14 protein-coding genes are annotated in these 14,874 nt (G+C 40.3%); 6 read left to right on the top strand and 8 right to left on the bottom strand.

Annotated features, from left to right (window positions below):
• Window positions 1-179: 179 nt before the first annotated feature.
• Window positions 180-1,298, bottom strand: coding sequence for an AMP-binding protein (locus ESZ39_RS02885; RefSeq protein WP_146878289.1), 1,119 nt, complete (start codon window positions 1,296-1,298; stop codon window positions 180-182).
• 331 nt (window positions 1,299-1,629) lie between these two features.
• Between ESZ39_RS02885 and purE the strand changes: the two genes are divergently transcribed.
• Both purE and ESZ39_RS02875 read left to right on the top strand, forming a co-directional pair.
• Window positions 1,630-2,112 carry a 5-(carboxyamino)imidazole ribonucleotide mutase gene (gene purE, locus ESZ39_RS02880; protein ID WP_146878288.1) on the top strand — a complete coding sequence of 161 codons (483 nt, stop codon included), beginning with the start codon at window positions 1,630-1,632 and terminating at the stop codon, window positions 2,110-2,112.
• Between the two features lie 9 nt (window positions 2,113-2,121).
• Window positions 2,122-3,276, top strand: coding sequence for a 5-(carboxyamino)imidazole ribonucleotide synthase (locus ESZ39_RS02875; protein WP_146878287.1), 1,155 nt, complete (start codon window positions 2,122-2,124; stop codon window positions 3,274-3,276).
• Between the two features lie 255 nt (window positions 3,277-3,531).
• On the opposite strand, the gene ESZ39_RS02870 is transcribed toward ESZ39_RS02875, so the two are convergent.
• The 4 genes from ESZ39_RS02870 to ESZ39_RS02855 all read right to left on the bottom strand — a co-directional run bounded on the left by ESZ39_RS02870 (window position 3,532) and on the right by ESZ39_RS02855 (window position 6,927).
• Entirely contained in the window at window positions 3,532-4,098 is a 567-nt protein-coding gene (locus ESZ39_RS02870) for a topoisomerase DNA-binding C4 zinc finger domain-containing protein (RefSeq protein WP_146878286.1), read from the bottom strand.
• Between the two features lie 94 nt (window positions 4,099-4,192).
• On the bottom strand, window positions 4,193-4,666 hold the full coding sequence (locus ESZ39_RS02865; protein WP_146878285.1) for a DUF494 family protein: 474 nt from the start codon (window positions 4,664-4,666) through the stop codon (window positions 4,193-4,195).
• A gap of 2 nt (window positions 4,667-4,668) precedes the next feature.
• Entirely contained in the window at window positions 4,669-5,805 is a 1,137-nt protein-coding gene (dprA, locus tag ESZ39_RS02860; RefSeq protein ID WP_223270209.1) for a DNA-processing protein DprA, read from the bottom strand.
• A gap of 33 nt (window positions 5,806-5,838) precedes the next feature.
• On the bottom strand, window positions 5,839-6,927 hold the full coding sequence (locus tag ESZ39_RS02855; protein ID WP_146878284.1) for a LysM peptidoglycan-binding domain-containing protein: 1,089 nt from the start codon (window positions 6,925-6,927) through the stop codon (window positions 5,839-5,841).
• 116 nt (window positions 6,928-7,043) lie between these two features.
• Between ESZ39_RS02855 and def the strand changes: the two genes are divergently transcribed.
• The 4 genes from def to trkA all read left to right on the top strand — a co-directional run bounded on the left by def (window position 7,044) and on the right by trkA (window position 11,376).
• Entirely contained in the window at window positions 7,044-7,559 is a 516-nt protein-coding gene (gene def, locus ESZ39_RS02850; RefSeq protein ID WP_146878283.1) for a peptide deformylase, read from the top strand.
• A 93-nt stretch (window positions 7,560-7,652) separates the two neighbouring features.
• Window positions 7,653-8,654, top strand: a complete 1,002-nt coding sequence (gene fmt, locus ESZ39_RS02845) for a methionyl-tRNA formyltransferase (protein WP_146878282.1) — start codon at window positions 7,653-7,655, stop codon at window positions 8,652-8,654.
• 2 nt (window positions 8,655-8,656) lie between these two features.
• The gene (rsmB, locus tag ESZ39_RS02840; protein ID WP_146878281.1) at window positions 8,657-9,985 is read left to right on the top strand and encodes a 16S rRNA (cytosine(967)-C(5))-methyltransferase RsmB; all 1,329 of its coding nucleotides are present in this window, start codon (window positions 8,657-8,659) and stop codon (window positions 9,983-9,985) included.
• A gap of 11 nt (window positions 9,986-9,996) precedes the next feature.
• Entirely contained in the window at window positions 9,997-11,376 is a 1,380-nt protein-coding gene (trkA, locus tag ESZ39_RS02835) for a Trk system potassium transporter TrkA (RefSeq protein WP_146878280.1), read from the top strand.
• A 31-nt stretch (window positions 11,377-11,407) separates the two neighbouring features.
• On the opposite strand, the gene ESZ39_RS02830 is transcribed toward trkA, so the two are convergent.
• The 3 genes from ESZ39_RS02830 to pepQ are packed head-to-tail and all read right to left on the bottom strand — an operon-like array spanning window position 11,408 to window position 14,839.
• Entirely contained in the window at window positions 11,408-12,874 is a 1,467-nt protein-coding gene (locus ESZ39_RS02830) for a TrkH family potassium uptake protein (protein ID WP_146878279.1), read from the bottom strand.
• Window positions 12,875-12,883: 9 nt separating this feature from the next.
• Window positions 12,884-13,507 carry a YigZ family protein gene (locus ESZ39_RS02825; protein WP_146878278.1) on the bottom strand — a complete coding sequence of 208 codons (624 nt, stop codon included), beginning with the start codon at window positions 13,505-13,507 and terminating at the stop codon, window positions 12,884-12,886.
• Between the two features lie 12 nt (window positions 13,508-13,519).
• On the bottom strand, window positions 13,520-14,839 hold the full coding sequence (gene pepQ, locus ESZ39_RS02820; protein WP_146878277.1) for a Xaa-Pro dipeptidase: 1,320 nt from the start codon (window positions 14,837-14,839) through the stop codon (window positions 13,520-13,522).
• Between the last annotated feature and the right edge of the window lie 35 nt (window positions 14,840-14,874).

Genomic DNA, 14,874 nt, shown 5'->3' with positions numbered 1-14,874 from the left:
CCTGCTTACTTTTACATGTTTGGCAGCTTGAGTTCTGTCAGCTCCATCCTTAATGTGCAATAAAGCTAATAGGCGAATTCTCATTCTGCCATTGGTTTCTTGAGCAATAAGTGCCTTTAAATTAATAAGCTCCAATTTCTCAGATAATTGTTTTTTAGTAATATATTTCATAACTACCATTAGATCACAAATTTAATGTAATTGGTATAACGCACACCTTGGCGCGCTTTTAATGCTGCCCGTTCATCGTCACTTCGCTCATTCCATTCATCTTTCCACTCACTAACGACACAAGGCCCATAAACTTCAGTTAAGCCATAACTTTGAGTAATTTCAATACCTAAGTTTTCAATACCCTTAATAACCGCCGCCGGTGGCGGAGCACCGGCGGTCATCGCTTTAATATTTTTAGGTAATTGCGCCAGCAAGCTTTCGTCAGCATTTAAAATCATATTAAGCACGATTGGCGCACCACAAAAATGACTGACCTTATGCTCAATCATCGCATTCACGATGGCGCCCACTTCAACTTGCCTCAAGCAAATTTGCGTACCACCAACAGCAACTATGGTCCACGGAAAACACCAACCATTGCAATGGAACATCGGCAAAGTCCACAAATAATTGGTCTTACTGTCTGTTGGCCAAACAAAGTTATGGCCAAGAGAATTCAGGTAAGCGCCGCGATGTGAATAAACTACACCTTTAGGATTACCCGTAGTGCCCGAGGTGTAATTAAGTGCCAAAGCTTGCCATTCATCATGAATAAGTGAACCAGTGAAATTTTCATCCCCTTGAGCGAGTAACTCTTGATACTCCATTACACCAAGGCGTTCACCGCCCGGCCCTTCTGGATCATCGATATCAATCACCAAAGGGTTACGCTTTGATAGTGCTAATGCTTGTTTAATGACACTTGAAAACGCGGTGTCAGTAAACAGCACATCACATTCGGCGTGATCAAGAATAAAGGCGATATTTTCTGCATCAAGCCGGATATTAATTGCATTAAGCACGGCACCGGTTAGTGGCACACCATAATGTGCATCCAAAAATGCTGGAATATTAGCCGCCATAATACTAACGGTTTGCCCAGGATTGACCCCGTTTTTAATGAGACTTGAGGCTAATCGACGAACATTTTTATGGTATTGCTGATAAGTGATTTTTTGCTTGCCATGGATAATTGCAATTTTGTCTGGATAAACATCCGCGCTACGATTTAAAAAGTTTATCGGTGTTAGTGGCTGACTATTAGCGGCAATTTTATCTAAACTTTGGCTATAAATGTTACTCATAATTTTCCTTATTTATTTTACCGAAGCGACTATTAATACTAATTAAATTAATGGTAAGTGAGGTACTTCATTATATCAATTGGTATAACACGGTCATTTTATATAATGCTCGGTTTACAATATAAAAATAATCATACGCCGATAATTAAATTAAAAAATTATCCTTTGGTCTACATTAAAGTCATTTACGCCGCCTTATAAAGGCTAAGAAAGAATTGTCATTTCGGAATATTTTTAAACACGTTATAATATTGCATTAAATTTCACTTAATGTTGCATCTGTGGGTATAACGTTAGGTTTTAAATCAAATCATCAAAAGGCACTACGCATATGAAAGTTGGGATTATCATGGGGTCAAAGTCGGATTGGCCAACCATGCAGCACGCTGCTGAAATGTTAGATCTATTTAATGTGCCTTATGAAACAAAAGTTGTTTCTGCACATAGAACGCCTCATTTACTTGCTGAGTATGCACAAAGCGCTAAAAACCGTGGTCTTCAAGTTATTATTGGTGGCGCAGGTGGCGCAGCACATCTACCCGGTATGACCGCTGCTTATACAAGCTTGCCGGTGTTAGGTGTACCTGTGCAATCAAAAGCCTTAAGTGGTCAAGACTCATTACTCTCTATTGTACAAATGCCAAAAGGCATTGCTGTTGGTACATTAGCCATTGGTACGGCAGGTGCTGCGAATGCTGGCTTATTAGCCGCTCAAATCATTGGTCTTTCTGACCCAGCAGTACAAGCGGCTGTTGAGCAATTTAGAGCTGAGCAAACACAAACAATTCTTGATAACCCAAACCCTGCAGAATAGGCTAGCTAAATGAATGTTTTAGTATTAGGTGCGGGGCAACTGGCTCGTATGATGGCCTTGGCGGTTAAGCCTTTAAATATCAATATACGAGCTTTTGATGTTGGCTCAGGCACTGTAGTTGATCCGCTTTCAACTGACATTGTTTTTGGTAGATTAACACAAGGCATTGAGTTCGCTGACTTTATAACCGCTGAATTTGAGCATATTGATCACCAAACACTTGCACTTTGTGAGGCGTCTGGAAAACTGCGCCCGAGCAGCCAAGCCATTAAAGTGGGCGGCGATAGAAGATTAGAAAAAGATCTGCTAATAAAGTGTGGTGTGGCAAATGCCCAGCACCAAATTATTACCACCAAAGCAGACTTTGACCAAGCTTTAAATAGCCTGTCTATGCCGTTAATTTTAAAAAGCGCTTTGGCAGGTTATGATGGTAAAGGTCAATGGCGATTAAAAGATAAAGCACAAGCGGAAGACATTTGGCTTGATATTAAAGCTTTTTTTGATGGTGGCGTACAAGGCCTTCAACATGCGGTAGTGGCCGAACAAATGGTGCCTTTTGATCGCGAAGTCTCCTTAGTTGGCGCGCGTGACAGTCAAGGTAATACGATAGTTTACCCATTAACTCAAAACCATCACACTAATGGCGTGCTGAGTGTGTCAATTGCCATCGAAATAGATCAAGCACTACAAGCACAAGCAAAACAAGTATTTGATAGCATAGCAAAAGAGTTAAATTACATTGGTGTATTAGCCATTGAATTTTTCCAAATCGGCGAGCAATTGTTAGTAAATGAAATTGCCCCTCGCGTACACAACTCAGGTCATTGGACCCAGCAAGGTGCAGATACGTGTCAATTTGAAAACCATTTACGAGCGGTATGCAATTTACCACTTGGCAGTACCCAATTAATTCGTCCATCAGCCATGATTAATATATTGGGTGAAGATGAAGTACCGAATGAAATTTTGAGTGTAGCGAGTACCACTTTACATTGGTATGGAAAAAGCAAACGCCCGGGCCGTAAAATGGGTCATATTAATGTTTCAGGCAATGATGAAAAACAATTAGCTGCACGATTAGCGTTATTAGCTGATATTTTGCCAACAGCAGCATTTGATGAACTTAAACCTTATGTCGCCAGTTACAAAAAACAACTGAGCTAACACTCAATTAGCGATTAAAAAAGCCAGTGATGCCTTACGCATATGTCATACCAAGTTGATTAATTACCTGCTCATTTTTAATGGTTAAAATGAATAACTACAGCGTTATAAAATTTATAAGGTGAATAACTACTTATTAAATTTTATGCCTTGTATTTATCCATTTTTCCTCATGAAAAAGGTGATCACTTAATTAATCAAATTGGTATCACTGGCTTTTTTACAGCACAATTTATATCTCTATTTATAAGAAAATTAGATCTTCTGAAAGTAACTACAAGGTTTGGACGCGCATTGTAATTTTTCACCTGCCGCCATCTGTCTTTTTAATAATAAAGCAAAGCCACATTTTTCACATGCGCCATCCACTGGCTCATGATTGACAACAAATTTACATTTTGGATAGTGATCACAGGAATAAAATGTTTTACCAAAACGGCTGATTTTTGATTGTAGTTGGCCCTTTTTACACTGCGGACAACTGACATTTTGTTGCTCAAGTTCATTATGATCTTGCGCAACGATGTAAGAACACTCAGGGTAGTTTGTACAGCCAATAAACATACCATAGCGACCTTGTTTGACCGCCAATTCGTGATTGCATTCAGGGCATTCACTGCCCATCAGTATTTTGTCATCAACGCGCTCATGTTCAACAACAGCTCGAGTGTATTGGCAGTTAGGATAGGTAACACAACCAAAAAATGAGCCTGACTTACTGTGTTTAATGGTGAGCTGCGAAGCACAGTCAGGACAAATTTCAGCAGTTTTTTCTAAGGCATGCTCATGACGTGAAAACAGGGGTTTTTCGAGATTTGACATAGTAATGCACCTAAAATATTAGGCGGATATTATGCCATATTTTTGCCGTCTTAATGTAGGCTATTTTTCGTGCACTTTTAGTTTCAGAAAAAAGTTAATGCAACGGGCCTTCTTGCTCATCAAAAATCAAGTCTTCCATCTGAGAGTAGGCACTTTCTTTACCTGGCACATTAAACAGCACCATCAACACAACCCACTTTAAATCATCAATAGAGAAAAATTGAGTGTCTAACTCCATAACACGGTCAATAACCATTTCACGGGTAGTAAAGTCTAATAAATTAACCTGCTCTAAAAACATTAGAAAACCACGACATTCTACATCAAGAATTTGGCTCTCTTGTGCGGTGTAAATTCGAATAGATTGATTACCTACTCGTGTTAAATAAGGATAAGCCTCAGTGTCTTGTAAGGCGGTAAGTTTTTCCAACCAAGCAAGTGCTTTATAAATTTCATCTTGGTGGAAACCAGCACGGGTTAATTCGTCGGTAAGTAGCTCATGATCCACCATAACTTCGGCTTCACTATGAATATAATTTTCAAAAAGGTACATCAAGATATCAAACATAACTAGCCCCTATTTAATTTAAGATAACCCCCTGGCACAGCAGAAACTAGACCTCTAAGTTCAAGCACTGTTAATCGAGTTAGCACTACATCTATGGGTAGTTTACTGCGCGACACCACTAAATCTACGGGTGTAATTTCATAACCCACACTAGCTAACATTGGATCGTTACACAAGTGCTGTTTTTTACTTTTTTCTGTTGAATTATCTTTCGCTTTGTTTCTATTTAAGTTTAAATTATCTGTAACGAACTCTTCAAACTCGTCCACTATATCGCTGGTATCTTCAACAAGTTTAGCGCCTTGCTTAATTAACCAGTGGCAACCTTTTGCCTGCACATTATAAATAGAGCTAGGTACTGCAAATACTTCCCGCCCTTGTTCTAATGCACAACGCGCCGTGATCAACGAACCACTTTTCAATGACGCTTCAACAACCAAAACCCCCAAACTTAAACCGCTGATTAAACGATTTCGCTTTGGAAAATGTCCCGCCTTAGGTGCGATACCAGGGGCAAACTCGCTAATGATTAGACCCTTGTTTTCAACAATATCTTTTTGTAATTTTTTATGTCGAGCGGGATAAGTTATATCTAGTCCTGTTGCTACCACCGCAATAGTATAACCCTGCTGATGCAAGGCCCCTAAATGTGCTTGCCCATCAATACCCGACGCTAAACCACTAGTAACAACGAATTGTGTGGTTAGCTGACCCGCCAACTTATGAGCAATTTCTCGACCAGATATACTGGCATTGCGGCTACCCACAATGGCAATTTTAGGGTATAACAATAAATCCGCATTGCCACGGACAAAAAGCACTAAAGGTGGGTCATAAATTTCTTTTAATAATGGCGGGTATAGCGGATCATCAAAGGCAATGATTTGGCTATGACAATGACTTGAATCAAATATTATTTTTGTCAACAAATCCCAGGCAGGAGCAGTTATTGCAGCGCGCTGTGGGTTGGTAAGGCCTGACAACGTTAAGTCAGTATTCGCGGCGAATAAAGCGCTTAAACCAAATTTTTTGACTAAGGCAATTTTTTTATGAATGGCTAGCCGTGGAATAGCTCTCACTGCTAACCAATAATGCGTTGGAGTTAACTCCAACGTTAGCGTGTTACTGGTATTTGCCACTTGCTTCTCCTTAAGAGTGGCCCAATTTTAGGGCTAGGGTGCAGTAACTCCGTCAAGCACTTGTAATGGCTTTTCAGCACTAAGGATCAACGCCATACTGACCTTGTCATAAACTTTAAATACCATCACTTTGCCGATCACTTCAGCCGGCATATCGTAATCTGAATCGCTGTCATTAGCTATTTTGTTCCAATCAGAAGTGTCTTTACTGTATTGCGGTCCATTGTCTGTTTCAATAACGGCGGGGCTTTTTCGGCTAACGGTTAACACATCGCCAGCTTGTACGGCTTGGCTATTACCTTTATTAATCATTACCACATCAAATTTAGCAAATTCACTTAGCTTAGTTACCGAACTAATGATCAAGCCGTTAGTGCTTTTAGCGCCTGCTCGCATGGTAAAAATAGAGGGGTAATCTTGTTCATCATTTACTGGCATAACATAAGCGCCAGAACGAATTTCACGCTTTGCTCCATCGACAAAAATAGTGCTTGGCTGCTGTTTACTCATATTGCCACTTTGTACGGCCTTACCGGTACCAATAAGTCGAATGTTATAACCTAAAGTCTGATGTGTTTCGGGGTCAACAATGGCATCAGCTTTATGGTAAATGCCGTAACTTTGGCCAACAATGAGCTCACGATTAATATAAACTTTAAAGCCATCAATACTTGATTTATAGCCGTTCTCACTACCAATAATGTGAGGTAAACCCGCTAACTCAGCTAAACTTCTCACCGTGTCATAGCGAATATAGGCTGCAATAGCATGCAAAGGTAGTGTACTAACCGGTTTTTGATCTTTTAATTGTTCACGTACTTTAGGCGACCATTTAAGTTCAGGCTTGCCTTTCACCAACATGGGTTGACCTTGGACGTCAAATACTAGCCGCAGTTCATCACCGGGGTAAATTAAATGTGGGTTATTAATATCGGGATTAAGACGCCATAACTTAGGCCACAACCAAGGTTGATTGAGAAATATGCCGGATATGTCCCACAAGGTATCGCCTTTCTTAACGATATACGATTTTGGAGCATCTGACTTTAATACTAGCTCATTGGCCATTAAAGATACTGACAGAGCAATGCCAAATAGCGATGATAAAACTCTTATTAGCATGTTAATTTCCCTATTATTAGAGGTTTTATCCTAAACCACTATGATTAACTATAATTAATGGCTAAAATTGAAACATAACACTCTATGCGACATTTCGCGAACTCTTTTGATAAATTATGGCTATTTTACCTGTATTACGATTTCCTGATGAGAGATTAAGAACAAAAGCGCAACCTGTAACTGAAGTTAACGATGAAATTCGTAATATTATCAGTAACATGTTTGAAACCATGTATGATGAAAATGGTGTTGGTTTGGCGGCAACGCAAGTTGATATTCACCAAAGAATTGTCGTTATTGATGTTTCAGAAAATAAAGAACACCCTTATGTGTTAATAAATCCTGAAATCATCCGTAAAAGTGATGACACCATTATTAATGAAGAAGGTTGTTTATCGGTACCCGGCTGTTATGCCAAGGTTGACCGTAGTATTGATGTCACCGTTACCGCCCTTGATGAAAATGGCCAAACCTTTACTTTAGACGGTGAAGAGCTCTTAGCTATTTGTATTCAGCATGAACTTGATCATCTTAATGGCATCTTGTTTGTTGACTATTTGTCACCGCTTAAGCGCCAGCGATTCAAAAAGAAATTAGAAAAAGAAGCGCGTTTGGATAATGCCAACGCTTAAGTGCCATAGCACTTTTATAACTCATACCAATTAAGTTAAGTAAGTGAGCGATTACTTAACTTAATTGATATCAATTGCATTCTGGAAACTCCTTTGCCCAACGCCGTAACTACACCATTAAATATCATTTTTGCTGGTACCCCTGACTTTGCCGCGCAACATTTAGCGGCGTTAATTCAATCAAAGCATAACATTGTTGCCGTTTATTGCCCGCCCGATAAACCGGCTGGCCGCGGTAAAAAGCTCAGCGCTTGTGCAACTAAACTATTAGCCTTAGCGCACAACATTCCAGTTCAACAGCCAGAGAACTTTAAAGCTGAACAAACACAGTTAACGCTGGCAAATTACCAAGCAGATATCATGGTAGTGGTGGCTTACGGCTTATTATTACCAACAGTAATTTTACAGACACCAAAATTAGGCTGTATTAATGTTCATGGTTCCATTTTACCCAAATGGCGTGGTGCTGCACCGATTCAACGTGCTTTAGAAGCCGGTGACTCAAAAACTGGTGTTACCATAATGCAAATGGATAAAGGCCTAGATACCGGTGATATGATCTTAACCGCGACTTGTGATATTACCGTAAAAGACACCAGCGCAAGTTTATACGACAAGTTAGCTGAACTAGGTCCAAAGGCATTATTAGACACCTTAACGCTAATGGCTTGTGGCCAACATCAACACCAGCCACAAAATAATGCACAAGCAACTCATGCGGCCAAACTTGATAAAGCAGACGCTGAGTTAAATTGGCAACAACCCGCGACCATACTTGATCGAAAAATCAGAGCTTATATTCCATGGCCAGTGGCGCAATTTACTTTTGATGACAATAGTCAACAACACCGTATTAGGGTTTGGCAAGCTAGCGTTATTGAACTTGAGCATCAGCACCTACCTGGCACGATCATAAGCTGCGATAAACAAGGTATTGTCGTTGCTACAACAGCAAATGCTTTACGGCTTGAAATATTACAACTGCCGGGCAAAAAAGCCTTAGCTGTGGCCGACATACTCAATGGCAAGGCAGATTGGTTTGCCCAAGGCCAATCAATCAATAGGCTAATACAGCCTCAACAAGAGTTAACTTAATTATGGCTGCGAACCTTAGAGCACTCGCTGCTCGCTGTACCTTTGCCGTTGTTGATAAAGGCCGTAGTTTGTCAGATGAACTACCACAACAAATCGCAAAAATAGATATTAAAGATAAAGGCCTATTACAAGAACTTTGCTATGGCGTATTAAGACATTTACCTGAACTTGAACATGATGTTCGTGACTTTATTAAAAAACCCTTTAGCGGTAAACAACGCGTTGGTCACTTTTTATTACTGGTTGGGATTTATCAAATTAAATATACCCGCATACCCGATCACGCTGCGTTTAATGAAACTGTTTCCGCTTGTAAACCATTAAAATGCGACCATTTAAAAGGGGTGATTAATGGCGTATTAAGAAATTTTCAACGCCAGCAAACACAATTAGCTAATAAAAAGCTATCTGTCGACACCAGTAAGCTGCCTGCAGCTGTCGCCTTTAACCATCCCTCTTGGTTTATTAAAAAACTACAAAGTGGCTACCCTGATAGTTGGCAGGATATTCTTACAGCAAATATGCAAAGACCACCAATGTGGTTGCGAGTTAACGCCCTGCATCATAGCCTTAATGAATATCTTGCTTTATTAGTCGCTGAAAAAATTGATTATGCCTATGTCGATGAAAAATCATCAGCGATACGCTTAACTGACGCCATCGATGTCAATAAATTACCTGGATTTCAGCTCGGTAGGGTATCAATTCAAGACGGCGCCGCACAACAAGCTGCGCTTTTACTTGATTGTCAGCCTAATGACAATGTACTTGATTGTTGTGCCGCACCCGGTGGCAAAACCTGTCATATACTTGAATATAGTCCGAAAATAAAAGCGCTGACCGCCATTGATATTGAAGAGTCGCGTTTGCTGCGAGTACATGAGAACCTGCAACGTCTGAACCTGCAAGCAAAGGTGATCACCGCTGATGCCGCCACACCTGAAAAGTGGTGGAATGGCGAATTATTTGACCGAATTTTACTTGACGCCCCGTGTTCTGGTACCGGTGTCATACGCCGACACCCTGATATTAAGTGGTTACGTAAAAGCCAAGACATTGCGGTATTAACTGACTTGCAACACGATATATTAAAAAATGTATGGTCTTTATTAAAACCCGGTGGTACTTTGCTTTATGCAACATGCAGCGTATTACCAGAAGAAAACAGTGAGCAAGTTCGTCGTTTTCTTGCTGAAAATTCAGATGCTGAACATCTCGCAATAACCAAGAATACAACGGATATTGGTTGGCAGATACTGTCTAACGACAATTCAATGGACGGTTTTTACTACGCCAAATTCATTAAAAAATCACAGCAAAAACAACTATAAAGCAATCTTAAATGAAAATTATAATTATTGGTGCCGGACAAGTTGGTGGATCATTAGCGGAGAATCTTGTTGGCGAAAAAAACGACATTACGCTAATAGACACTAACAGTGAAACCTTGCGTGAATTACAAGACAAAATGGATTTACGCGTTGTCGTTGGTCAAGGCTCTCACCCTGACATACTAAAACAAGCCGGCGCTGAAGATGCTGAGCTCGTTGTTGCAGTAACCAACGATGATGCCACCAACATGATTGCTTGCCAAATTTGTTATTCGCTGTTTAATACTGCCAATAAAATTGCCCGAATTCGGTCTAGTCAAATTCTGAAATATCAAAAAGAACTGTTTCAGAATAAAAACATTCCCGTTGATCATATTATTGCGCCTGAACAACTGGTGACCCGAGATATTGCTCGACTCATTGATTATCCAGGTGCCCTACAAGTATTAGAGTTTGCCGAGGGTAAAGTTAGTTTAGTTGCCGTTAAAGCTTATTACGGCGGATTATTGGTTGGTCATGCCCTGTCTACTTTACGCGAACATATACCAAATATTGATACCCGGGTTGCGGCGATTTATCGCAATGGCAAACCTATTCGTCCACTAGGTACTACCGTTATTGAAGCCGATGACGAAGTATTTTTTATTGCCGCCTCAATTCATATTCGCGCGGTAATGAACGAACTACAAAAATTAGAAGCGCCTTATAAAAAAATCATGATCGCTGGTGGCGGTAATATAGGCTCAGGTTTAGCGCGCTTATTGGAAAAAAACCATCAAGTAAAATTAATTGAACATTCGGTTAAACGGGCAGCCTATTTAGCGTCTGAGCTAAATGACACCTTAGTGTTTACCGGCGATTCTTCTGATCAAGAGTTGCTATTAGAAGAGCACATTGATCAGTTTGACGTTTTTATTGCTGTTACTAACGATGACGAGGCTAATATTATGTCATCGTTATTAGCAAAACGCTTAGGTGTACGCAAAGCGATGGTACTGATCCAGCGCAGTGCTTACATTGATTTAGTCCATGGCAGTGATATAGATATTGCTGTTTCGCCGCAGCACGCAACCATTTCCGCGTTATTAACTCATGTACGCCGTGGTAATATTAATAATGTTTATAGTTTGCGTGGTGGCGCAGCAGAAGCGTTAGAAATTGTGGCTAAAGGTGATGAAAAATCATCGAAAGTGGTGGGGAAAACTATCCAGCAAATTAGGTTACCGCCCGGTACAACCATTGGTGCAATTGTACGTGGTGAAGAAGTATTAATTGCTCATTCAGATACCCGAATTCAAGCAGAAGACCATGTGGTGTTATTTTTAGTTAACAAGCGCTATATCAGCGACGTTGAAGCTTTATTCCAACTAGATGCAATCACATTTTTCTAATCGGTAATATGGGTAGCAAGAAAAGTTTACCCTAGGTTCGCCAAAATGCTGGTGTGAGTAATACCAGCAAGGTAAATATCTCTAAACGGCCAAACAACATAGCAACCACCAAGACCCATTTACTAAAATCATTTATTTCTGCATAATTTGACGCAACCTGCCCCAAACCTGGGCCCAAATTATTCAAGCATGCAGCAACAGCGGTAAAAGCTGAAATATCATCCATTCCGCCCGCTAATAACAACAACATACAAACAACAAACACAGCCGCATAAGCAGAGAAGAAACCCCATATGGCTTCTACCACACGATTTGGTAACGCTTTCTTACCTAGCTTAATAGCAAAAACCGCTTTGGGATGCACTAATCTATTTAATTCGCGCACACCTTGTAAATAAAGTAGTAACACCCGAATGACCTTCATGCCACCACCGGTACTGCCCGCACAACCACCGATAAAACTGGCAAATATTAATAAAATTGGCAGCAGTGTTGGCCAGTTAGAAAAAGCGACTTCGCCCGAAGATGTTGTTGAAAAACCGGCGGTAGTGCTAATTGAAACCGCGTGAAACAGCGCTTGTTCGAAGTTATCAAAACCCGACTGGTAAACATTAAAACTCATTAGCACGATAAAACACACTAAGATTAAAACTGCTTGAATACCCAAAAACACTTTAAATTCTGAATCATAAAAATAACTGCGTAGTGATCGGCTGTTCACTACCGCAAAATGCAAAGCAAAATTGACACCAGCAACCAGTAGGAAAAACACACAGATAAAATTGATCAACGGACTATCAAAATAGCCCATGCTTAAATCGTGTGTCGAAAAACCACCAATCGCAATGGTAGAAAAAGAGTGGCAAACAGCGTCAAATAAATTCATCCCTGCGGCCCAATAACTCATCGCACAAGCCACAGTTAAGGTGACATAGATTAGCCACAAATGCTTGGCGGTGTCAGCAATACGCGGGGTCATTTTTGAATCTTTCACTGGGCCTGGGGTTTCCGCGCGATATAACTGCATACCACCAATGCCTAGCATAGGTAAAATAGCTACTGCTAACACAATAATCCCCATACCACCGAGCCACTGTAGCTGTTGTCGATACCAAAGTACCGCGTGTGGTAATCCGTCAATCTGCGTTAATATGGTTGCGCCTGTAGTCGTGAGACCAGAAAAAGACTCAAAAAATGCATCGGCAACGCTAAGGTTAGGTTGATCTAATAATAATAAAGGCACCGCTGAGAAACTCGCCAAAACGGTCCAAAACAACACCACAATTAAAAAACCTTCTCGTGCCCTTAAATCGCTTTTTTCGGCTCGATAAGGATACCAAGATAATAGCCCCGCGATTAGGCAAAAAAGAAATGACATTAAGAAAGAAACCCCACCACCATCTCGATAGACCAGAGAAATAAAAGCAGGCGGCAACATAGTTACGCTCAGTAAGGCGACTAATAACCCTAAGATTCGGATGATATTTTTAAATTGCACGGTAGTTTATTATTGCTTTTTAGTTATGGATTGAAGGGTTAACTGTCCCGCAGACATTGTTTGTAATTGCTGTTGGAAAAGCTCAATTTTTTCATCAGGTAATGCGAGTATCAGAACAACATTCTCATGGTAGTCTTGCTGGATAATTTCGCCACCCATTTGACTAATAAAATGTAAAACATCATTTACTTGTGCATATTGACACGCTAGTGTTTTGCGCACCATAGGAATTTTCAATTTTGTTGGTAAAATCGTCAACGCTTGCTTTACACTGCCGCCATAAGCACGTTGTAATCCACCGGGCCCCAGTTTAGTACCGCCAAAATATCGCACAACAACAGCACAAAGCTCACCAAGATTACTACCCATTAGCATATTTAGTATGGGTTTACCGGCAGTGCCTGACGGCTCCCCGTCATCAGAAAAACCATATAATTGGCTGTTTTCAGGCCGGCCAGCAATGAAGGCATAACAGTGATGACTAGCCTGTGGATGTAATATTTGTAAACTTTTAATAAAAGCTTTAGCATCAGCAGCGCTAGTGCAAGGTTTAAGGTAGCAAATAAAGCGGCTGCGCGTGACTATGGTTTCATTAATAGTCGCTTGAGCCGCTATTGTGTATGGTGTAGACACAAGTGGTTTCGCTTAGTTTAAGTCAGAATTTCGTGTCATATTTTCATTATGTGATTGGTGAACAATAACATTATCTTCTATTCTGATACCGCCAAATGGCCGCATAGCATCAACTTCTGACCAGTTCACCATTTTACCATGAGCCGATTTTTTTAGCTCAGCAAGCAAAGAGTCAATAAAATATAAGCCAGGTTCGACAGTAAATACTTGATTACTTTCTATCACCCGCGATGTCCGTAAAAAAGCATGTTGCTCTGGTGTATTAACGTGAGTGCCACGTTCGTCAGCCATAAAACCGCCAACATCATGCACTTGTAAACCTAAGTGATGACCTAAACCATGGGGGAAAAAAGTAGAAATAATACCGCTTTCAACAGCCGTATCGACATCGACATTAATAAAGTTAAACTCTCGTAATACCTTACCTATTTCGCGATAAGTGGCGATATGTAGATCAACATAACTAAGCCCTGGCTTTAAAGCGTCAACCGCATTCAACATTAAAATGTCCATGCGAGCAATTAGCTCAGCAAAACGATCACGCTTGAAAGAATACGTGCGGGTAATATCAGCGGCATAACCATGAAAATTAGCCCCGGCATCCAATAAAAATGAACGATGGGCTTGTGGTACACCGCGATCTAAAGCGGTGTAATGCAAAATAGAGCTATTTTCATTTAACGCGACAATATTGCCATAAGGTGTTTCACTTTCAACATGTTGTGTAGCTTTAAGGAAAGCGTGTTGAATATCATACTCTGAGGCACCATCAAAAAAAGCGGCTTTGGCTGCTTTATGACCCTTAACCGCAATCTCATTTGAACGACGCAAACAGGCTTGTTCGTATGAGGTTTTGTAAGCACGATGAAAATGAAAATAATTAATCAGTGGCTCAGGATTAATATGTTCAAAACCTAACGCTTTCGCCACTTCAATATGAGCGCCAATATAGGCAAAAGATTTTTTATCATAAGGCAGTAATTTATCAACATCACTGGCTTTAGCTAAAAGCTTTATATCAAAAAACTCATGCCAATAATCGTCCGCTAAGCTAATAACTTTATGCCAAAAATCAACTGGTTGGTAATAAATTAGTGTCGGTTTATCTGTGCCGTTAACCAACAACCAACAATTAGCAATATCAACTAAAGGTAACCAAGCTTTAAAGTGTGGGTTAACGCGAAATGGATAGCTGTTATCGTCTAAAAATGCTTTAATTTCTTGACCAGAGTGAATGACTAAGCCTTCAAGATTTTCTCTTGCTAATACGGCTTTGGTTCGTTTTTGTAACTCAGCTACATGAGCTGGGTATTGGCTAGCTAGTGTATTCATCTGGTAACTCTCTAAATTTCTTTGGTATTAATTAT

The sequence above is a fragment of the Colwellia sp. C1TZA3 genome (genome assembly GCF_007954265.1).
GTDB lineage: Bacteria > Pseudomonadota > Gammaproteobacteria > Enterobacterales > Alteromonadaceae > Cognaticolwellia.
The sequence above is the reverse complement of the archived record's forward strand: the minus strand, read 5'-3'. Positions and strand labels throughout refer to the sequence as shown.

Excerpts from the sequence above, each read along its gene's own strand:
- ESZ39_RS02885 (WP_146878289.1), bottom strand. The coding sequence starts at position 1,298 with ATGAGTAACATTTATAGCCAAAGTTTAGATAAAATTGCCGCTAATAGT.
- purE (WP_146878288.1), top strand. The coding sequence starts at position 1,630 with ATGAAAGTTGGGATTATCATGGGGTCAAAGTCGGATTGGCCAACCATG.
- ESZ39_RS02875 (WP_146878287.1), top strand. The coding sequence starts at position 2,122 with ATGAATGTTTTAGTATTAGGTGCGGGGCAACTGGCTCGTATGATGGCC.
- ESZ39_RS02870 (WP_146878286.1), bottom strand. The coding sequence starts at position 4,098 with ATGTCAAATCTCGAAAAACCCCTGTTTTCACGTCATGAGCATGCCTTA.
- ESZ39_RS02865 (WP_146878285.1), bottom strand. The coding sequence starts at position 4,666 with ATGTTTGATATCTTGATGTACCTTTTTGAAAATTATATTCATAGTGAA.
- ESZ39_RS02855 (WP_146878284.1), bottom strand. The coding sequence starts at position 6,927 with ATGCTAATAAGAGTTTTATCATCGCTATTTGGCATTGCTCTGTCAGTA.
- def (WP_146878283.1), top strand. The coding sequence starts at position 7,044 with ATGGCTATTTTACCTGTATTACGATTTCCTGATGAGAGATTAAGAACA.
- rsmB (WP_146878281.1), top strand. The coding sequence starts at position 8,657 with ATGGCTGCGAACCTTAGAGCACTCGCTGCTCGCTGTACCTTTGCCGTT.
- trkA (WP_146878280.1), top strand. The coding sequence starts at position 9,997 with ATGAAAATTATAATTATTGGTGCCGGACAAGTTGGTGGATCATTAGCG.
- pepQ (WP_146878277.1), bottom strand. The coding sequence starts at position 14,839 with ATGAATACACTAGCTAGCCAATACCCAGCTCATGTAGCTGAGTTACAA.